We start from the raw sequence: 20805 nt of genomic DNA, 5'->3' as shown, positions 1-20805 counted from the left end.
GGAGTAAAAGAGCCATGCCAAAACGTACAGACATAAAAAGTATCCTGATTCTGGGCGCGGGTCCGATCGTTATCGGTCAGGCGTGTGAGTTTGACTATTCCGGCGCGCAGGCTTGTAAAGCCCTGCGTGAAGAGGGTTACCGCGTTATTCTGGTGAACTCCAACCCGGCGACCATCATGACCGACCCGGAAATGGCCGATGCCACCTACATCGAGCCGATTCACTGGGAAGTGGTACGCAAAATCATTGAGAAAGAGCGCCCGGATGCGGTGCTGCCAACCATGGGCGGTCAGACGGCGCTGAACTGTGCGCTGGAGCTGGAACGCCAGGGCGTACTGGCTGAGTTCGGCGTGACCATGATTGGCGCGACGGCGGATGCCATTGATAAAGCGGAAGACCGTCGTCGCTTCGACATCGCGATGAAAAAAATCGGTCTCGATACCGCACGTTCAGGCATCGCTCACACCATGGAAGAAGCGCTGGCGGTTGCCGCTGACGTCGGCTTCCCGTGCATTATCCGTCCGTCCTTCACCATGGGTGGCACCGGCGGCGGTATCGCCTACAACCGCGAAGAGTTTGAAGAAATTTGCGAACGCGGTCTGGATCTTTCCCCAACCAACGAACTGCTGATTGATGAATCGCTGATTGGCTGGAAAGAGTACGAGATGGAAGTGGTGCGTGATAAAAACGACAACTGCATCATCGTCTGCTCCATCGAAAACCTCGACGCGATGGGCATCCATACCGGTGACTCCATCACCGTTGCGCCAGCCCAGACGCTGACCGACAAAGAATATCAAATCATGCGTAACGCCTCGATGGCGGTACTGCGTGAAATCGGCGTTGAAACCGGTGGTTCTAACGTCCAGTTTGCGGTAAACCCGAAAAACGGTCGTCTGATTGTTATCGAGATGAACCCGCGCGTCTCACGCTCCTCGGCTCTGGCGTCCAAAGCAACCGGCTTCCCGATTGCTAAAGTCGCAGCCAAGCTGGCGGTAGGTTACACCCTCGACGAACTGATGAATGACATCACCGGCGGGCGGACTCCGGCTTCGTTTGAGCCGTCCATCGACTACGTTGTGACGAAAATTCCACGCTTCAACTTCGAGAAATTTGTTGGCGCTAACGACCGTCTGACCACCCAGATGAAATCTGTCGGTGAAGTGATGGCGATTGGCCGCACCCAGCAAGAGTCTCTGCAAAAAGCGCTGCGCGGTCTGGAAGTGGGCGCGACCGGCTTCGACCCGAAAGTAAGTCTGGATGACCCGGAAGCGCTGACCAAAATCCGCCGCGAGCTGAAAGACGCGGGCGCCGAGCGTATCTGGTACATCGCCGATGCTTTCCGTGCTGGTCTGTCCGTCGATGGCGTGTTCAACCTGACCAACATCGACCGCTGGTTCCTGGTGCAGATTGAAGAACTGGTGCGCCTGGAAGAAAAAGTCACAGACCTTGGTATCAACGGCCTCGACGCTGACTTCTTGCGCGTACTGAAGCGCAAAGGTTTCGCCGATGCGCGTCTGGCGAAACTGGCCGGCGTACGCGAAGCGGAAATCCGCAAGCTGCGTGACCAATATAACCTGCACCCGGTCTACAAGCGCGTGGATACCTGCGCGGCAGAATTTGCCACCGACACCGCTTACATGTACTCCACTTATGAAGACGAGTGCGAAGCGAATCCAACTCAGGATCGTGACAAGATTATGGTGCTGGGCGGTGGTCCAAACCGTATCGGTCAGGGCATTGAATTCGACTACTGCTGCGTACACGCCTCGCTGGCGCTGCGTGAAGACGGTTACGAGACCATCATGGTCAACTGTAACCCAGAAACCGTTTCTACCGACTACGATACCTCCGACCGTCTGTACTTCGAGCCGGTAACGCTGGAAGACGTGCTGGAAATCGTGCGCATCGAGAAGCCGAAAGGCGTTATCGTGCAGTACGGCGGCCAGACTCCGCTGAAGCTGGCGCGCGCGCTGGAAGCGGCAGGCGTGCCGGTTATCGGCACCAGCCCGGATGCTATTGACCGTGCGGAAGACCGTGAACGCTTCCAGCAGGCGGTTGACCGTCTGAAGCTGAAACAACCGGCTAACGCCACCGTGACCGCCATTGAAATGGCGGTTGAGAAGGCGAAAGAGATTGGCTACCCGCTGGTGGTGCGTCCGTCCTACGTTCTCGGCGGCCGCGCGATGGAAATCGTCTACGACGAAGCCGACCTGCGTCGCTACTTCCAGACCGCGGTCAGCGTTTCTAACGATGCGCCGGTACTGCTGGACCGTTTCCTTGATGACGCGGTGGAAGTGGACGTGGATGCCATCTGCGACGGCGAAATGGTGCTGATTGGCGGTATTATGGAGCACATCGAACAGGCGGGCGTGCACTCCGGTGACTCCGCATGTTCTCTGCCTGCGTATACCCTGAGCCAGGAAATTCAGGATGTGATGCGCCAGCAGGTGCAGAAACTGGCCTTCGAACTGCAGGTTCGCGGTCTGATGAACGTCCAGTTTGCGGTGAAGAATAACGAAGTTTACCTGATTGAAGTGAACCCGCGTGCGGCGCGTACCGTTCCGTTCGTCTCCAAGGCAACGGGCGTACCGTTGGCGAAAGTTGCAGCGCGCGTGATGGCCGGGAAAACGCTGGCACAGCAGGGCGTCACCAAAGAAGTTATCCCGCCGTACTACTCGGTAAAAGAAGTGGTGCTGCCGTTCAACAAGTTCCCGGGCGTTGATCCGCTGTTAGGGCCAGAAATGCGCTCTACTGGTGAGGTGATGGGCGTGGGCCGTACCTTCGCGGAAGCGTTCGCCAAGGCACAGCTCGGCAGCAGCTCCACCATGAAAAAACAGGGTCGTGCGCTGCTCTCCGTTCGCGAAGGCGATAAAGAGCGCGTGGTTGACCTGGCGGCGAAGCTGCTGAAGTTTGGTTTCGAGTTGGATGCGACGCACGGCACCGCGATTGTGCTGGGCGAAGCCGGTATCAATCCACGTCTGGTGAACAAGGTGCATGAAGGCCGTCCGCACATTCAGGACCGTATCAAGAATGGCGAGTACACTTACATCATCAACACTACCGAAGGCCGTCAGGCGATTGAAGACTCCAAGCTGATTCGCCGCAGCGCACTGCAGTACAAAGTGCATTATGACACCACCCTGAACGGCGGTTTCGCAACGGCGATGGCGCTGAATGCCGATGCTACCGAGAAGGTGACCTCGGTTCAGGAAATGCACGCGCAGATCAAAAAGTCATAAAAAAAAGGCCCGGTGATAATTGCGCTAACCGGGCCTGCAATATAATTGGGAAAGGGTTTCTGTAAAGAAACCCTTTTTTATCTCTCATAAGGTCATTCCTGGCCAACCGTGCTTTCATAACCACATTTTCAATGTAATAAGCACGATATTGCTCACACTAATCAACATTCAAGTCGCATACTATCCATTATATCCACAATTTTAATATGGCTTAGTTTTTATTTATTTGGACAGGCCGTAGCCAGATTTTTAATTTGTGAAATGGTGTGCTTATGTGTGAAAAATATGTTGAAAGACCGCTTTATTTGTTAATTGCTGACTGGATGATGGCTGAAGATCGTTGGATCACAGCAAAGGAAATTTCCCGCCATTTTGATATTGAACACTGCAAAGCAATTAATACGCTCTCTTATATTCTGTCGGAAGTGGGAGAAATTGTTTGTGAAGTTAAGATGATCCCTAATCAAATTGCAGGTCGCGGCTGCCAGTGCCAGCGTTTGGTGAAAGTCATTAGTATTGATTCTCATCTCTACAGACGCTTGAATCACAATTTGCAGGAAAAAAAGGTGAGTGTGGCGAAAACGCCGCGACTGCCAGCGGTTCCCCCAACAGAGCTTAACCGTGAGCAGAAATGGCAGATGATGCTCTCCAAGAGCATGCGTCGATAATGGTGATTTGCCGGATCGGCGTGAGCGCTTCTCCGGCATAAATTACCGTGCTGATTTTGGCTTTACGTCCGTCGTGCCTTTCAGGCGCGGCCGGTTTTTTTCGACCTGCGTTAATGGCAAGGTTTCGTGTAGTCCTGTTTGGCAGCGGATTGCAAGGTCCTGATACTCTTTGGTGTTCAGCCGTTTCCAGTCCAGCTCCTGGTCCGTGACTTCACGCAGTACGCGAACCGGTGAACCAACCAGCATCTGCCTTGCCTCTCCCTGAAATCCGGCTTTGACAAAGCTCATGGCGGCGACAATGCTCTCTTCGCCAATCACCGCGCCGTCCATAATCACGCTGTTCATGCCAATCAGCGCATCTCTGCCCACCACGCAGCCGTGCAGGATTGCGCCATGGCCGATGTGTCCATTCTCATGCACGATAGTGTCGGTGTCGCAATAGCCGTGCATGATGCAGCCATCCTGCAGGTTAGAACCGGCTTCCAGAATCAGGCGACCATAGTCACCGCGCAATGAGGCGTGTGGACCAATATAAACCCCGGCCCCCACAATGACATCGCCAATCAGCACAGCGCTGGGATGGACATAGGCATCCGGATGTACCACCGGAATCAGGCCCTCAAAGGCGTAATAGCTCATTGTCTTATCTCGGTTTTATTGCCGGATTGCGGCGTAAACACCTTATTCGGCATAGGCACATTAACGACCTTTCCATACCGGATCGCGTTTTTCCGCAAATGCCTGTGGTCCTTCGAGCGCATCTTCCGAGTGCAGCACCGATGGATAGTGCTTCAGCACACCGCTGCGGATGTACCGGTAGCCTTCTTCCACCGGCATTTCGCTGGTTGCACGGTAAATCTCTTTCAGCGCGGCGATAGCCAGCGGGGCGCTATTTACCAGCTGCTGTGCCAGTTCGCGCGCGCTATCCATCAGTTCACTCTGGCTGACAACGCGGTTGACGATGCCCCAGCGCAGTGCTTCTTCGGCGCTCATTCGTCTGCCGGTCATCACCATTTCGTTGACGATTGCCGGTGGCAGCAGTTTAGGTAGACGCAGTACGCCGCCGCTGTCAGGCACGATCCCGAGTTTTGCTTCCGGCAGCGCGAAGCTGGCATTTTCCGCACAGACGATAAAATCCGCCGCCAGCGCCAGCTCAAAACCGCCGCCAAACGCGTAGCCGTTTACCGCGGCGATGACCGGCTTATCGAGGTCGAAAATTTCGGTTAAACCGGCGAAGCCGCCTGGGCCAAAATCGGCATCTGGCGCTTCACCGTCGGCCGCCGCTTTTAAGTCCCAGCCCGCAGAAAAGAATTTCTCTCCACCGCCGGTGATAATTGCTACGCGTAATTCCGGGTCATCACGAAAATTAAGAAAAGCTTCCCCCATTGCAAAGCTGGTTTTAGCGTCAATGGCATTGGCTTTAGGCCGGTCAAGGGTAATTTCCAGGATCGGGCCGTTACGGGTCAAATGTAATGATTCACTCATAGTTCATCTCCAGATAATTAGGTTTCCCGGCCGGAGGAATTCCGACCGGAGGGGTTATTTCAGATTTTTTTTGATTATTTTTCCTGAACAATTGCGCGGCAGGTCGGTTCTTATCTCCATAAAAGAAGGAACCTTGAATTTCGCCATATTGTTTTCGCAGAAGCTGAAGAACTCAGCTTCGCTTAATGTTTCGCCCTCATTAAGGACGATAAAAGCTTTAATGGCTTCATCACGGATCGAGTCCTTAATACCGACAACCACAATGTCCTGAATTTTCGGATGCGCAGAAATAATATTTTCCAGCTCGACGCAGGAGACATTTTCCCCACCGCGTTTAATCATGTTGCAGCGTCTGTCGACGAAATAAAAAAAACCGTCCGCATCCTGGTAACCCGAATCACCGGTATGTAACCACCCTTCAGGTTCCAGCGCTTTGGCAGTAGCGTCGGGTTGCGCGTAGTACTCTTTGAAGATTGTTTTTCCCGGCACGCCTTTAATGCAGATTTCGCCAATTTCTCCGGCGGGCAGGGGACGGTTGTGATCGTCACGGATTTCGGCTTCATAGCTAAAACCCACGCGACCAATAGAGGGCCAGCGCCGTTTGTCTCCAGGGCGATCGCCAATAATGCCCACGATGGTTTCGGTCATACCGTAGGAGGTCAGCAGTCTGACGCCAAAGCGTTCGATAAAGGCATCTTTTTCCTGTTCGGATAAATTGAGATAGAACATCACTTCGCGCAGGTGATGCTGTCTGTCCGTTGGGGCTGCGGGTTGGACCATCAGCGTTCTGATCATCATCGGGATGCATTCGGTGACCGTCGCCTGATATCGACGCACCTGATCCCAGAACGCCCTGGCGCTGTACTTCTCCACCAGCACAAAGGTGCTGCCTGCGGAGAAGGCGGCCATGGCAGCCGTACACTGACAGTCGATATGAAAAGCGGGCATCACCGTCATATAGACGTCATCATCGCGCAGAGCGATTTGCCAGGAGGTGTAGTAGCCCGCAAAGCGCAGGTTGTAGTGGGTAATCACCACCCCTTTAGGCCGCGAGGTGGTGCCTGAGGTAAACAGAATTTCCGCCGTATCGTCAGTGGATAACGCAGGCGTATAGCACAGATTAGTCGACTGGCGGGCTTGCAGTTGGGTAAAGTGGCTCACGCCGTCGTCAACCGGAAGCTGCTCGCCAATCAGACAGATATGATTTAGCGGAGTGGTATTTTCCAGCCGTATCTGGCGGTACATAGGATAAAACTCGGCACTGGTGACCAGCAGGCTCACCTGGCTGTTTTGCAGGATCCAGGCGCTCTCTTCGCCCAGCAAGCGGGCATTAATCGGCACCATAATGGCGCCAATTTTTGCCAGTCCAAACCAGCAAAAGATAAATTCCGGACAGTTATCCAGATGCAATGCGACCTTGTCGCCCTTGCGGATCCCTAAGGAATGGAAAAGGTTCGCCGTGCGGTTTATCTCTTCATTGAGCGAGGCATAGCTATACTGCCGAACGATTCCTTCGCAGGATTCGAAAATTAATGCCGTTTTATCTCCGTACACCCCGGCCAGGTCGTCCCACATCTGACGTAAGTTTTGTCCGCCAACGATATCCATAATGCTTTATCCACTGAAATCAGGCGTGAGCGCTAACCAACCAGCGGGTCAGCGCGTCGCGTTTATTCCTCAACTCTGGCCAGGCCTTTGCCGACCAGCTCATTTATGTCTGCTTCGCTATAACCAATGTTTTTCAGAATGGCGGCGGTATCCATGCCGTGTGACGGCATGCCACGCCAGATTTTCCCTGGGTTGTTTTTAAATTTCGGCATGATGTTCGGCCCTTTGCAGGTGCGGCCGTCCATCGTTTGCCACTGAGTAATGGATTCACGGGCAACGTACTGCGGGTTGCCTTCCAGTTCAGGAATAGTCAGTACCTTCGCGCAGGCGATATTCAGCTCAGCAAAGCGCGCCTGGACTTCGGCGATGGTGTGCGTTGCCAGCCAGGCGTCCAGTTTCTCTTCCACGAGCGGGCCGTAAGGGCATTCCACGCGATGGATAAGCTGGGTACCTTCCGGGACTTCCGGTGTGCCAAGAATGTGGGCGAGGCCAATATCATTGAAGCACTCGCTGATTTGCGTGATGCCGACCAGCTCCATGACGATATAGCCATCGGCGCATTTATAGAGACCGCAGCCAGCGTAATACGGGTCTTTGCCTTTGGTCATGCGTGGACAAATTTCGCCGCCGTTGAAGTAGTCCATCATGAAGTACTGACCCATGCGCAGCATCACTTCGTACATGGCGATATCAATGCTTTCACCCTTACCCGTTTCGCGTACTTTGTGCAGGGCTGCCAGCGCTGCTGTCGTCGCGGTCATCCCGGAGAAGTAATCGGCGGTGTACGGGAAGGCTGGCATCGGCTGATCAACATCACCGTTTTGGATCAGATAGCCGCTGAACGCCTGCGCGATGGTGTTATATGCCGGAAGATTGGTGTACTCCTCGGTACCAAACTGGCCGAAGCCGGAAAGGTGGGCGATAACCAGTTTTGGGTTATGTTCCCACAGCACGTCATCGGTAATGCCGCGGCGAGCAAAGGCCGGGCCTTTACTGGCTTCAATGAAAATATCGGTGGTTTCCATGAGCTTCAGAAACGCTTCCCGGCCTTCATCTTTGAAAATATTCAGCGACAGGGCGTGCAGGTTGCGGCGTGAGAGCTGTGGATAGTTAGGTTGCACGCGGATGGTATCGGCCCATGCGACGTTTTCAATCCAGATAACCTCAGCACCCCATTCGGCGAACATCTGTCCGGCGAACGGGCCGGCAATTTCGATCCCTGAAAAAACCACGCGTACCCCGGCAAGTGGGCCAAAGGTTGGCATTGGTAAATGATTCATAATTTTGCTCCTGGCATTTTTTGTAGGCCCGGTAGGCGCAGCGCCACCGGGCATGTTGCCGGATGGCGGCGTAAACGCCTTATCCGGCCTACGAATCGTGCTGAATTAGCGGTATTGCTTGAGTACCGCACGACCCAACGTCAGGATCTGCATTTCATCAGAGCCACCAGAAACACGGTCAACGCGCAGATCGCGCCAGAAACGCGTGATGCGATGGTTACCCGCGATACCTACACCGCCCAGCACCTGCATGGCGGTATCGACCACTTCAAACGCAGCGTTGGCGCAGAAGTATTTGCACATTGCCGCATCGCCCGAAGTGATGGTGCCGTTATCCGCTTTCCATGCCGCTTCAAGCAGCATGTTTTTCATGGAATTCAATTTGATCGCCATATGCGCGAACTTCTCCTGAATCAGCTGGAAGCGGCCGATCGTTTCGCCAAACTGCACGCGCTGATTGGCGTAGCGCGCGGCGTCTTCAAAAGCGCACATTGCCGTACCGTAGTTGGTCAGCGCGACGAGGAAACGTTCATGATCGAACTCTTCTTTCACGCGGTTGAAACCATTACCTTCCCGACCGAACATGTCTTTCTCGTCCAGTTCAACGTCGTCAAAGGTGATTTCACAGCAGCTATCCATGCGCAGACCGAGTTTCTCCAGCTTGTTGACCTTGATACCCGCTTTGCTCATGTCAACGAACCACTCGGTGTAAACAGGTTTATCCGGCGATGCACCATCTCTCGCCATAACCACGATGTACGGGGTATAGGCGCTACTGGTGATAAAGCACTTACTGCCATTAAGATAAACCTTACCATTTTTACGTGTATAAGTGGTTTTCAGGCTGCCAACATCCGATCCCGCTCCCGGTTCGGTGATGGCAGAGTTCCACATCTGCTTACCGGTTCCCTGGAACGCCATGATTTTATCGATTTGTTCCTGAGTCCCTTCACGCAGGAACGTGTTAAAACCGCCCGGTAACTGGTACAGCACATAGGTTGGTGCGCCCAGGCGTCCGAGTTCCATCCAGACTGCAGCGACGGTAACAAAACCTGCTTCCAGTCCACCGTGTTCTTCAGGAATCAACAGACTATCAATGCCCATATCCGCCAGCGCTTTAACAAAACGCTCAGGGTAGACGCTGTCACGATCGCACTCGGCAAAATAAGCTTCCCAGTTCTCACTGGCCATCAATTCACGAATACCGGCGACAAACAGCTCCTGCTCGTCATTTAAGTTGAAATCCATCTTTCAGCCTCTTGATCAATTGGGTTAATAAGAATTACTTGTCTTTCCAGTGCACTTTGGCGTCTTTAATAAAGGACAGCGTCACCATGATGTTGACGAAGAACAGCGGACATCCTCCGGCGATAATCGCGGTCTGAATCGGCTTCAGACCACCCAGCGCCAGCAGAACGATACCGATGATGCCGACCAGAACGGACCAGCCGATACGCACTAACAGCGGCGGTTCTTCACCATCGCGGACTTCACGACAGGTGGACATCGCCAGGGTGTAAGAGCAGGCGTTAATCAGCGTCACGGTGGCAATAAAGCAGAGGATGAAGAAGCCCCACATGGTGGCGGTGCTGAGCGGTAAAGCAGCCCAGGTTTCGATAATGGCGCGCGCCACGCCGTGTTGTTCAATCAGTTGCGGGATGTTGAGAATGTTTTTATCCATCAGCAGTAGCGTGTTACTGCCAAGGACTGTCCACAGGATCCAGGTCGACGCAGTCAGGCCCAGCACCATCCCGAAGCACAGTTCACGGACGGTACGACCACGAGAAATACGGGCCAGGAAGATACTCATCTGGATGGCGTAAATGACCCACCACGCCCAGTAGAAGACGGTCCAGCCCTGTGGGAAGCCGCCTTTACCGATGGCATCGGTATAGAACAGCATGCGCGGCAGATACATCAACAGCATGCCGACGGAGTCGGTGAAGTAGTTCATGATGAAGCTGGCGCCGCTGACGATAAATACCCAGCCCAGCATCAGGAAGCTCAGATAGCTACGCACGTCGCTGGCGATCTTAACCCCTTTTTGCAGGCCGCAGGCCACGCAAATGGCGTTCAATATGATCCAGCAGGTAATGATGATTGCGTCGAGTTGCAGCGTATGCGGAATACCGAACAGATACTGCATGCACTCGGTTACCAGCGGAGTGGCCAGACCGAGGCTGGTACCCATCGCGAAGATCAGCGCCACCAGATAGAAGTTATCGACGATGGTGCCGAACAGCCCTTTCGCATGCTTCTCGCCCACTAACGGTACCAGCGTGGAGCTTGGACGGATGACGTCCATCTTGCGCACAAAGAAGAAGTAGGCGAAAGCCACAGAAAGGAAACTGTAGGTTGCCCACGGCAACGGTCCCCAGTGGAACAGGCTGTACGCCAGGCCCAGCTCTTTCGCGCCCGTGGAGTTAGGCGCGAGAGCAAACGGCGGGGTGGAGATGTAGTAGTAGATCTCGATGGAACCCCAGAACAGCACCGCGGCGGATGTACAGGAAGCGAACATCATAAAAATCCAGCTGGCGGTACTAAACTCTGGTTTTTCGTCGCCTAATTTCTTTTTGGCATACGGGCCAAAAACCAACCAGAACCAGCCGAAGAGCATGACGACCATATACCATTCAAATGCCCAGCCCCAGACATTGGTGACATAACTGAATACCGCATTAATAACGACGTTAGCGGCATCGAGATCTCTTACAGTTAGCCAACAAAGTATCCCAACTATTATTAATGGCGGAAAAAAAACCTTCGGTTCAATTCCCGATTTTCTCTTTTCATTTTTCATAAGTGAATTCCAGTGTGAAAACGAAACTTATTTAGCGTGCCCGTGCATGATCGTTTGTTTATTTATTATTAATGATTTGTTGATAACTTTTTAACCTCTGGGAGCGCCTCAGTGAGTAACCCATAATGAGTATTCATATCGGGTGGTTCTGTTATCTTCGTCACACTTTTTTATGCTGAGTAATTCGCTCAAAAATTTGATATTTTTTGTTTATAATCAATTGGTTGGCTGTGGTTTTTTAACTTTTTTAAGTGACTGGCGTTCAATATTGTTGAACCCGCAGACAATATTGAAAATTTTCATATTTGACGTGATTCTTTCAATATTGGTGAGGTGCATAACACTATTGAAAGTTACGAATTTCAATGTGTGACATTTTCAATATTGGTGATTAAGGTTTTATTTCCGAATTAAAGAGCGTGATATCTGTATTTAACACTGCCGATATAAATACGTTTCCTTCATGATTTCTGGAGATGCAATGAAGATAATTACTTGCTACAAATGCGTACCTGATGAACAGGATATTGCGATTAATAATGCTGATGGTTCACTCGATTTCAGCAAAGCGGATGGCAAAATAAGCCAGTATGATCTGAATGCGATCGAAGCGGCTTGTCAGTTGAAACAACAGTCAGGAGAGGCCCAGGTTGTGGCCATGAGCGTCGGCGGCAAAGCGCTGACCAATGCAAAAGGGCGAAAAGATGTGCTTTCCCGTGGCCCAGATGAGCTGATTGTTGTTATTGACGATCAATTTGAGCAGGCGCTGCCGCAACAAACTGCCAGCGCGCTGGCTGCCGCCGCGCAAAAAGCAGGTTTCGATCTGCTTATTTGCGGTGACGGTTCTTCCGATCTTTATGCTCAGCAGGTTGGTCTGCTGGTGGGCGAAGCGCTGAGCATTCCGGCGATTAACGGCGTGAGTAAAATCCTCTCTCTTACCGACAGCACTCTGACGGTAGAGCGTGAACTGGAAGATGAAGTCGAAACTCTGAGCATTCCGCTTCCGGCGGTGATCGCGGTCTCAACGGACATCAATACCCCACAAATCCCTTCGATGAAAGCCATTCTTGGCGCGGCGAAAAAACCGGTTCAGGTCTGGTCGCCGGCAGACATTGGCCTGAACAGCGCGCAGGCATATTCCGAACAACACGTTGCTGCACCGAAGCAGCGCGAGCGTCAGCGCGTTGTAATTGAAGGTGACGGTGAAGAACAGATTGCCGCATTTGTCGAGAATCTTCGCAAAATCATTTAATTATCAGGGGATGTTATGAACAAATTTTCCAGTATCTGGGTATTCAGCGATACCCCTTCTCGTCTGCCGGAACTGATGAATGGTGCGCAGGCTTTAGGTGAAAAAGTTAACACGTTTGTGCTGAGTGAAGCGGACTGCGCGACGGCATGCCATTTAGGCGCAGATGATGTCTGGTTACTCAGCGGTAAACCAGAAGACCGTATGGTCGAAGACTACGCTGATGTGATGGCCGAAACTATTCGTCAGCACAGCGAGGGCGGGGCGGTGCTGCTGCCGAATACGCGTCGCGGCAAGCTGTTAGCGGCAAAACTGGGTTTTCGCTTGTCGGCAGCGGTCTCCAACGACGCCAGTGCAGTCGCCGTACAGGATGGAAAAGCGGCGGTAAAACATATGGTCTACGGCGGCCTGGCGATGGGGGCAGAAACAATCGCTTCACCGTTCGCCGTGATAACGCTCAGCAGTGGAACGTTTGACGCGCAGCAACCGGATACCGCCCGCAGCTGCGAGGTGCACAGTGTGTCATGGCAGGCTCCGGCTGTAGCCGTTACTCGTACGGCAACTCAGGCACGTCAGAGCAACAGCGTCGACCTCGACAAAGCTCGTCTGGTGGTTAGCGTGGGACGCGGGATCGGCAGCAAAGAAAATATCTCGCTGGCGGAGGCGCTGTGCCAGACGATTGGCGCCGAGCTGGCGTGCTCCCGTCCGGTGGCGGAAAACGAGAAGTGGATGGAACACGAACGCTACGTCGGCATCTCCAACCTGATGCTCAAGCCTGAACTGTATCTGGCCGTGGGGATCTCCGGGCAGATCCAACATATGGTCGGCGCCAACGGCGCGCAGACGATTTTCGCCATCAACAAAGATAAAAATGCGCCGATCTTCCAGTATGCGGATTTTGGCATCGTTGGCGATGCGCTGAAGATCCTGCCTGCGCTGACGGCTGCTTTAGCGCGTTAAACCATTTCGGGCAGGATGCGAAGGTGTCCTGCCGCTGACAGGAGTACGTATGTCCGAAGATATCTTTGATGCCATCATCGTGGGTGCAGGTCTGGCGGGTTCGGTTGCGGCGCTGGTGCTGGCTCGGGAGGGCGCACAGGTGCTGGTTATCGAGCGCGGCAATTCTGCTGGCGCGAAGAATGTCACCGGTGGGCGCATGTATGCGCATAGCCTGGAGAATATCATTCCCGGTTTTGCTGAGCAGGCCCCCATTGAACGCATCATCACCCACGAAAAACTCGCCTTTATGACCGACAAAGGGGCGATGACCATCGACTATTGCAATGGCGAAGACGCCAAATCGTCGCAGGTTTCTTACTCTGTCTTACGCAGTAAATTTGACGCCTGGCTGATGGAACAGGCCGAAGAGGCGGGCGCTCAGCTCATCACCGGTATCCGCGTGGATAACGTTGTGCAGCGCGAGGGCAAAGTCGTGGGCGTGGAAGCCGATGGCGATATTCTGGAAGCCAAAGTGGTGATCCTTGCCGACGGAGTGAATTCTCTGTTGGCTGAAAAGCTGGGTATGGCAAAGCGCGTCGAGGCATCGCATGTTGCCGTCGGCGTAAAAGAGCTGATCGAGTTGCCGAAATCGGTAATTGAAGATCGTTTCCAGTTACAAGGGAACGAAGGGGCTGCCTGTCTGTTTGCCGGATCGCCCACCGATGGGTTGATGGGTGGTGGCTTTCTCTATACGAATGAAACGACCCTTTCTCTGGGACTGGTCTGCGGCCTTCATCATCTGAAAGATGCGAAAAAATCGGTTCCGCAAATGCTGGAAGATTTCAAACAGCATCCGGCGGTTGCCCCGCTGATCGCCGGTGGCAAGCTGGTGGAATATGCCGCGCACGTCGTACCGGAAGCCGGTATCAACATGCAGCCAGAACTGGTGGGGGACGGCGTACTGATTGCTGGTGACGCTGCCGGAATGTGTATGAACCTCGGCTTTACCATTCGCGGTATGGATCTCGCCATATCCGCAGGTGAAGCGGCGGCGAAAACGGTACTTTCCGCAATGAAGCGCGACGATTTTAGCAAGCAGTCGCTGGAGGAATACCGTCAGCATCTGGACGAAGGCCCGATGCGCGATATGCGCATGTATCAAAAGCTACCCGCTTTTCTTGATAACCCACGCATGTTTACCGCTTATCCGGAAATGGCGGTCAGTATTGCCCGCGACCTGTTCACCGTGGATGGTTCGGCACCGGTGCCAATGCGTAAAAAAATCCTGCGCCATGCGAAGAAAGTGGGCTTCATCAACCTGATGAAAGATGGCCTGAAAGGAGTGACCGTATTATGACATCTCCCGTCAACGTGGACGTCAAACTGGGCGTCAATAAGTTCAATGTGGATGAAGACAGTCCACATATCATTCTCAAAACCGATCCTGATAAACAGGCGCTGGAGGTGCTGATTAAGGCCTGTCCGGCTGGCCTGTATAAAAAGCAGGATGACGGTAGCGTACGTTTTGATTATGCCGGATGCCTGGAATGCGGAACGTGCCGCATTCTCGGGCTGGATACAGCGCTGGAAAAATGGGAATACCCGCGTGGGACGTTTGGCGTGGAGTTCCGCTACGGCTAAACCTGGTGCCGGATGGCGGCTTCGCCTTATCCGGCCTACAGGAACAATGCGTAGGCCTGATAAGCGTAACGTCATCAGGCATTAAGTTAAAATAAAACAGGACATAACCATGCAGCAGCCCAGGAACTTTGATGACATCAAATTCACCTCTATTCACCGCCGGATAATGCTGTGGGGAAGCGGTGGGCCGTTTCTGGATGGTTATGTGCTGGTGATGATTGGCGTGGCACTGGAACAGCTCACGCCAGCATTGAAACTGGATGCGCAGTGGATTGGTCTGCTGGGCGCCGGTACGCTCGCGGGGCTGTTTGTGGGGACGTCGCTGTTTGGCTACATTTCCGACAAGGTCGGGCGGCGCAAAATGTTCATTATCGATATTATCGCCATTGGTGTGATATCGGCGGCAACCATGTTTGTCTCCTCGCCCGTTGAGTTGTTGGTAATGCGCGTGCTGATCGGCATTGTGATTGGTGCCGACTACCCGATCGCCACCTCGATGATCACCGAGTTCTCCAATACCCGCCAGCGCGCTTTCTCCATCGGTTTTATCGCCGCTATGTGGTATGTCGGCGCCACCTGTGCCGATCTGGTCGGCTACTGGTTGTATGATGTTGAGGGCGGATGGCGCTGGATGTTGGGCAGCGCGGTGATCCCCTGCATTTTGATCCTGATTGGGCGTTTCGATCTTCCTGAATCGCCGCGCTGGCTGCTGCGTAAAGGTCGGGTGAAAGAGTGTGAGGAGATGATGATCAAACTGTTCGGTGAACCGGTGGTGTTCGACGAAGAAGCGCCGCAGGAGACGCGCTTTCTTCAGCTATTTAATCGCCGTCATTTCCCGTTTGTACTGTTTGTCGCCGCTATCTGGACTTGTCAGGTGATCCCGATGTTTGCCATTTATACCTTTGGTCCGCAGATTGTGGGGCTACTGGGGCTTGGTGCCGGGAAAAGCGCCGCGTTGGGAAATGTGGTAATCAGCTTGTGCTTTATGTTGGGGTGCATTCCTCCCATGTTCTGGCTTAATAGCGCGGGCCGACGACCGCTGTTAATTGGCAGCTTCATTATGATGACGCTGGCGCTGGCCGTTCTAGGGTTAATCCCTGATATGGGCGCGTGGCTGGTGGTGCTGGCGTTTGCCGTATACGCGTTTTTCTCTGGGGGACCTGGAAACCTGCAATGGCTATACCCTAACGAACTGTTTCCCACCGATATTCGTGCGTCTGCCGTCGGGGTGATTATGTCCTTAAGCCGTATCGGCACCATTGTTTCAACCTGGGCGCTGCCGGTGTTCATCACCAAATACGGGATCAGTAATGTCATGTTGATGGGGGCGGGAATTTCGCTGATCGGCCTGCTCGTGTCCATCGCTTTCGCCCCGGAAACGCGAGGTCTGACGCTGGCGCAAACCAGCCAAATGACGATCCGCAGTAAACCCGTGACCAGGACGGGTTATTAGGAGTGTTCTGTATTTTCCCTGCAACTCAGTCAGTTAGCCTACAGTTAACGGGTATATCACTGAAAACGACTGAAAAGCAGGGAGAACACCATGCAAAAACATATTCTGATCACCTCTATTTTTACCGCAGCAGCACTGTTCACCGTAGCCGGTTGCTCCTCGAACCAGGCGGTTAAAACGACCGATGGCAAAACAATCGTGACCGACGGCAAACCGCAAGTCGATGATGATACAGGCCTGGTGTCGTACAAAAATGCGCAAACGGGTAAGACGGAACAAATTAACCGCGATCAGGTTAAAGATATGAGCGAACTGGATAACTAGTTCAGTTTTCTCCATTCAACCACTCAATAATATTGACTGTTAGCCTGCGGATTAACTGACTAAACTCACTGTTATTACAATAATGCAGTGAAACAGGCTAATCATGATCCTCATCATTTATGCGCATCCCTATCCGCAGCACTCGCATGCGAATAAGCGGATGCTTGAACAGGCAAGGACGCTGGAGGGCGTGGAGATCCGCTCGCTCTACCAGCTCTACCCCGACTTCAATATCGATATTGCCGCTGAACAGGATGCGCTGGCGCGCGCTGATTTGATTATCTGGCAGCATCCTATGCAATGGTATAGCACACCTCCCTTACTCAAGCTGTGGATGGATAAGGTCCTTTCACACGGTTGGGCGTATGGCCACGGCGGGACAGCGCTCCACGGTAAACATCTGCTGTGGGCAGTGACGACCGGCGGCGGCGAAAACCACTTTGATATTGGCTCCCATCCCGGATTTGATGTGCTTTCCCAGCCCTTACAGGCAACAGCGCTCTACTGTGGTCTCAAATGGCTGCCGCCGTTTGCGATGCACTGTACGTTTATCTGTGATGATGAAACTCTGCAGGCGCAGGCGCGTCATTACAAACAGCGTCTGTTGGAGTGGCAGGAGGTTCATCATGGATAACCATACGCTAATACAGGCGCTGATTTATCTCGGATCGGCGGCGCTGATTGTCCCCATTGCCGTGCGACTGGGGCTAGGATCAGTGCTGGGGTATCTCATCGCAGGGTGCATTATTGGACCATGGGGTCTGAGGATGGTGACCGACGCTGAATCAATCCTGCATTTTGCCGAGATCGGCGTGGTGTTGATGCTGTTTGTCATCGGTCTGGAGCTGGATCCACAACGTTTGTGGAAACTGCGGGCCTCGGTGTTCGGTGGTGGTGCGCTGCAGATGGTGGTATGCGGCGGTCTGATTGGTTTGTTCTGTATGTTCCTCGGCCTGCGCTGGCAGGTAGCGGAACTGATCGGCATGACGCTGGCGCTTTCCTCCACGGCTATTGCTATGCAGGCGATGAATGAGCGGAACCTGATGGTTTCGCAAATGGGACGCAGCGCGTTTGCCGTGCTGTTGTTCCAGGATATCGCCGCTATTCCTCTGGTGGCGATGATCCCATTACTTGCGGCGAGCGGAGCATCGACAACGCTTGGAGCGTTTGCGCTCTCCGCCCTTAAGGTGGCGAGCGCCCTGGTGCTGGTGGTGTTGCTGGGGCGTTATGTGACGCGTCCGGCCTTGCGTTTTGTCGCTCGTTCTGGCCTGCGGGAAGTATTCAGTGCCGTTGCGCTGTTCCTCGTTTTTGGCTTCGGTCTGCTGTTGGAAGAGGTTGGACTGTCGATGGCGATGGGGGCGTTCCTGGCTGGCGTGCTGCTGGCAAGCTCTGAGTATCGTCACGCGCTGGAAAGCGATATCGAGCCATTTAAAGGGCTGCTGCTGGGACTGTTTTTCATCGGCGTCGGGATGTCTATCGACTTTGGTACGCTGATTGATAATCCCTTGCGCATTATCATTCTGTTGGTCGGTTTCCTGGTTATCAAAACCGTCATGCTGTGGCTGATAGCGAAACCCTTACAGGTGCCGAACAAGCAGCGCAGATGGTTTGCCGTGTTATTAGGGCAGGGCAGTGAGTTTGCATTCGTGGTGTTTGGCGCGGCGCAAATGGCAAACGTGCTTGATCCTGATTGGGCGAAATCTCTGACGCTGGCGGTGGCGCTGTCGATGGCGGCGACGCCGATTTTACTGGTAATTCTGACGCGTCTGGAAAAATCGGCGACCGGTGAAGAGCGGGAAGCAGATGAAATCGACGAGGAACAACCTCGGGTGATCATCGCCGGGTTTGGGCGATTTGGTCAGATAACCGGTCGTCTGTTGTTGTCGAGCGGGGTCAAAATGGTGGTTCTTGATCATGACCCGGACCATATCGAAACGCTGCGTAAATTCGGCATGAAGGTTTTCTATGGCGATGCGACGCGGATGGATCTGCTGGAGTCTGCCGGGGCGGCTAAAGCTGAAGTTATTATTAACGCCATTGACGATCCGCAAACCAGCCTGCAACTGACCGAAATGGTGAAACAGTATTTCCCGCATCTGCAAATTATTGCCCGTGCGCGCGACGTGGATCATTACATCCGCCTGCGCCAGGCTGGCGTGGAGATGCCGGAACGTGAAACCTTTGAGGGCGCGCTGAAGACCGGACGTCTGGCACTGGAAGGTCTTGGGCTTGGACGCTATGAAGCGCGTGAGCGGGCCGATGTATTCCGCCGCTTCAACATGCTGATGGTTGAGGAGATGGTGAAAGGAGAAAATGACGCAACGTCCCGCGCGGCGGTATATAAACGCACCAGCGAAATGCTGAGTGAAATTATTGCGGAAGATCGTCAGCACTTATCATTAATTCAACGCCATGGCTGGCAAGGCACGGATGAAGGTAAGCATACGGGCGACGTCGCCGATGAGCCGGAAGTGAAACCGTCAGCATAGGGTAAAAAATGTGATGTTCTGCAAACTTTACTGCTAATTGGCTGTTTTTGAACTACTGTAATGCTGGCGTACCACCTTAAATAGGTCGGTTCGCCAGCAGAACGGAAAATTTTCATGCTCATCCTCTTTCCGCCAGTCGACGAAAGATTGCGCTTTCCGTATAGTGGCGACAATTTTTTTGTATCCGGGAAACATTCAATGATCAGTCTGATTGCGGCGTTAGCGGTAGATCGCGTCATCGGTATGGAAAATGCCATGCCATGGAACCTACCTGCCGATCTCGCCTGGTTTAAACGTAATACCTTAAACAAGCCTGTTGTCATGGGACGCCACACGTGGGAATCCATCGGGCGACCGTTGCCAGGGCGTAAAAATATCGTCATCAGCAGCAAGCCTGGCACCGACGATCGCGTGCAGTGGGTGAAGTCTGTTGAGGAAGCGATCGCGGCCTGTGGCGATGAACCTGAAATTATGGTTATTGGCGGTGGACGTGTGTATGAGCAGTTCCTGCCGAAAGCGCAGAAACTGTATCTGACACACATTGATGCGGAAGTTGAAGGGGATACGCATTTCCCGGACTACGAACCGGATGACTGGGAATCAGTGTTCAGTGAATTCCACGATGCTGACGCGCAAAACTCCCACAGCTACTGCTTCGAGATTTTGGAACGTCGTTAATGTGGATGCCTGATGGCGTTGCGCTAATCAGGCCTACAGATTGTACATTCGTCTGCCGGATTAGGTGTAAGCACCGCCCTCCGGCAGACGGCTATCAGGCGTTGACGGCCTCGCCGGGATCCAGATTCAGATGGCGATTTGATGGCTGTACAAAGTACTGTTTGTCTTCCCAGCGCAGACAGGTGAGATTCCCGCCCCAGCAACACCCCGTATCTAACGCGTAAATACCTTCTGGCGTGCCTTTGCCCTCCAGCGATGCCCAGTGCCCGAATGCAATGCTATAGGCTTCACTGACCGGTCCAGGAATGGCAAACCACGGCTTCAGCGGGGCAGGCGCATCTTCTGGCGACTCTTTGCTGTACATGTCCAACTGACCATTGGGGAAGCAGTAACGCATGCGGGTAAACGCGTTGGTAATAAAACGCAGGCGCGCCAGCCCCGTCAGTTCCGGGGTCCAGTTATTTGGCATGTCGCCGTACATGGCGTCAAGAAAGAATGGATAAGAGTCGCTCGACAGCACGGCTTCAACATCGCGAGCACAGTCCTTCGCCGTCTGCAGATCCCACTGTGGGGTAATCCCTGCATGCGCCATGACCAGTTTCTTCTCTTCATCAACCTGCAACAGCGGCTGGCGACGTAGCCAGTTAAGCAGCGTGTCAGCATCCGGTGCTTCAAGCAGCGGCGTGAGCCGGTCTTTCGGTTTATTACGGCTGATGCCAGCAAACACGGCCAGCAGGTGTAAATCGTGATTACCGAGGACTAACCGCACGCTGTCGCCCAGCGATTTAACGTAGCGCAAAACGTCTAACGACCCTGGCCCACGCGCGACCAGATCGCCGGTGAGCCATAAGGTGTCTTGTTCTGGATTAAAGTCAACCTGGTGCAGCAAGGCTACCAGTTCATCGTAACAACCGTGAACGTCGCCAATGAGGTATGTTGCCATAGCTAT

At 53.4% G+C, this 20805-nt stretch carries 18 protein-coding genes; 11 read left to right on the top strand and 7 right to left on the bottom strand.

All coding sequences use genetic code 11. The annotated features are described in order from the left end of the window. The first annotated feature begins 14 nt into the window (after positions 1-14). Both carB and caiF read left to right on the top strand, forming a co-directional pair. Entirely contained in the window at positions 15-3242 is a 3228-nt protein-coding gene (gene carB, locus HV352_RS19790; RefSeq protein ID WP_046276035.1) for a carbamoyl-phosphate synthase large subunit, read from the top strand. A gap of 272 nt (positions 3243-3514) precedes the next feature. Continuing rightward, the gene (gene caiF / locus HV352_RS19785) at positions 3515-3910 is read left to right on the top strand and encodes a carnitine metabolism transcriptional regulator CaiF (protein ID WP_016151651.1); all 396 of its coding nucleotides are present in this window, start codon (positions 3515-3517) and stop codon (positions 3908-3910) included. 42 nt (positions 3911-3952) lie between these two features. Here caiF and caiE read toward each other — a convergent pair whose 3' ends face one another. From caiE to caiT, 6 genes are all read right to left on the bottom strand, one after another. Further along, the gene (caiE, locus tag HV352_RS19780; RefSeq protein ID WP_094760786.1) at positions 3953-4549 is read right to left on the bottom strand and encodes a carnitine operon protein CaiE; all 597 of its coding nucleotides are present in this window, start codon (positions 4547-4549) and stop codon (positions 3953-3955) included. Between the two features lie 60 nt (positions 4550-4609). Further along, a complete protein-coding gene (caiD, locus tag HV352_RS19775) occupies positions 4610-5395 on the bottom strand; it encodes a crotonobetainyl-CoA hydratase (RefSeq protein ID WP_019078347.1) in 786 nt (261 codons plus the stop codon). A gap of 54 nt (positions 5396-5449) precedes the next feature. Further along, entirely contained in the window at positions 5450-7003 is a 1554-nt protein-coding gene (gene caiC, locus HV352_RS19770) for a crotonobetaine/carnitine-CoA ligase (protein WP_016155667.1), read from the bottom strand. Between the two features lie 62 nt (positions 7004-7065). Next, entirely contained in the window at positions 7066-8283 is a 1218-nt protein-coding gene (caiB, locus tag HV352_RS19765; protein WP_109017191.1) for an L-carnitine CoA-transferase, read from the bottom strand. Between the two features lie 105 nt (positions 8284-8388). Then, positions 8389-9531 (bottom strand): crotonobetainyl-CoA dehydrogenase, encoded by a 1143-nt coding sequence (gene caiA / locus HV352_RS19760; RefSeq protein WP_003018898.1) that lies wholly within the window; start codon positions 9529-9531, stop codon positions 8389-8391. 34 nt (positions 9532-9565) lie between these two features. Beyond that, positions 9566-11083 carry an L-carnitine/gamma-butyrobetaine antiporter gene (gene caiT / locus HV352_RS19755; protein WP_019078351.1) on the bottom strand — a complete coding sequence of 506 codons (1518 nt, stop codon included), beginning with the start codon at positions 11081-11083 and terminating at the stop codon, positions 9566-9568. A 481-nt stretch (positions 11084-11564) separates the two neighbouring features. On the opposite strand from caiT, the gene HV352_RS19750 reads away from it, so the two are divergent. The 9 genes from HV352_RS19750 to folA all read left to right on the top strand — a co-directional run bounded on the left by HV352_RS19750 (position 11565) and on the right by folA (position 19856). After that, positions 11565-12335, top strand: coding sequence for an electron transfer flavoprotein FixA (locus HV352_RS19750; RefSeq protein ID WP_181635007.1), 771 nt, complete (start codon positions 11565-11567; stop codon positions 12333-12335). A gap of 15 nt (positions 12336-12350) precedes the next feature. Beyond that, positions 12351-13292, top strand: a complete 942-nt coding sequence (locus HV352_RS19745) for an electron transfer flavoprotein subunit alpha/FixB family protein (RefSeq protein WP_049269137.1) — start codon at positions 12351-12353, stop codon at positions 13290-13292. A gap of 49 nt (positions 13293-13341) precedes the next feature. Further along, positions 13342-14628, top strand: coding sequence for an FAD-dependent oxidoreductase (locus HV352_RS19740; RefSeq protein WP_016151658.1), 1287 nt, complete (start codon positions 13342-13344; stop codon positions 14626-14628). Further along, the gene (gene fixX, locus HV352_RS19735) at positions 14625-14912 is read left to right on the top strand and encodes a ferredoxin-like protein FixX (protein WP_000203736.1); all 288 of its coding nucleotides are present in this window, start codon (positions 14625-14627) and stop codon (positions 14910-14912) included. Before HV352_RS19740 ends, fixX begins: the two co-directional genes overlap by 4 nt. 109 nt (positions 14913-15021) lie before the next feature. Beyond that, entirely contained in the window at positions 15022-16365 is a 1344-nt protein-coding gene (locus HV352_RS19730) for an MFS transporter (protein WP_016151659.1), read from the top strand. 90 nt (positions 16366-16455) lie between these two features. Further along, entirely contained in the window at positions 16456-16689 is a 234-nt protein-coding gene (locus tag HV352_RS19725) for a YgdI/YgdR family lipoprotein (RefSeq protein WP_003018880.1), read from the top strand. Between the two features lie 103 nt (positions 16690-16792). Continuing rightward, complete coding sequence (gene kefF, locus HV352_RS19720; protein WP_006686662.1) at positions 16793-17323, top strand: glutathione-regulated potassium-efflux system oxidoreductase KefF; 531 nt, start codon at positions 16793-16795, stop codon at positions 17321-17323. Then, the gene (gene kefC, locus HV352_RS19715) at positions 17316-19178 is read left to right on the top strand and encodes a glutathione-regulated potassium-efflux system protein KefC (protein ID WP_019078354.1); all 1863 of its coding nucleotides are present in this window, start codon (positions 17316-17318) and stop codon (positions 19176-19178) included. Before kefF ends, kefC begins: the two co-directional genes overlap by 8 nt. A 198-nt stretch (positions 19179-19376) precedes the next feature. Then, positions 19377-19856 carry a type 3 dihydrofolate reductase gene (gene folA / locus HV352_RS19710; RefSeq protein ID WP_016151662.1) on the top strand — a complete coding sequence of 160 codons (480 nt, stop codon included), beginning with the start codon at positions 19377-19379 and terminating at the stop codon, positions 19854-19856. Positions 19857-19950: 94 nt separating this feature from the next. Here folA and apaH read toward each other — a convergent pair whose 3' ends face one another. Next, positions 19951-20799 (bottom strand): bis(5'-nucleosyl)-tetraphosphatase (symmetrical) ApaH, encoded by an 849-nt coding sequence (gene apaH / locus HV352_RS19705; protein ID WP_103283470.1) that lies wholly within the window; start codon positions 20797-20799, stop codon positions 19951-19953. Positions 20800-20805 lie beyond the last annotated feature (6 nt).

This window comes from Citrobacter sp. RHBSTW-01044 (genome assembly GCF_013781945.1).
GTDB classification, from domain to species: Bacteria; Pseudomonadota; Gammaproteobacteria; order Enterobacterales; family Enterobacteriaceae; genus Citrobacter; species Citrobacter braakii.
This window is presented reverse-complemented; position numbering and strand designations above follow the sequence as displayed.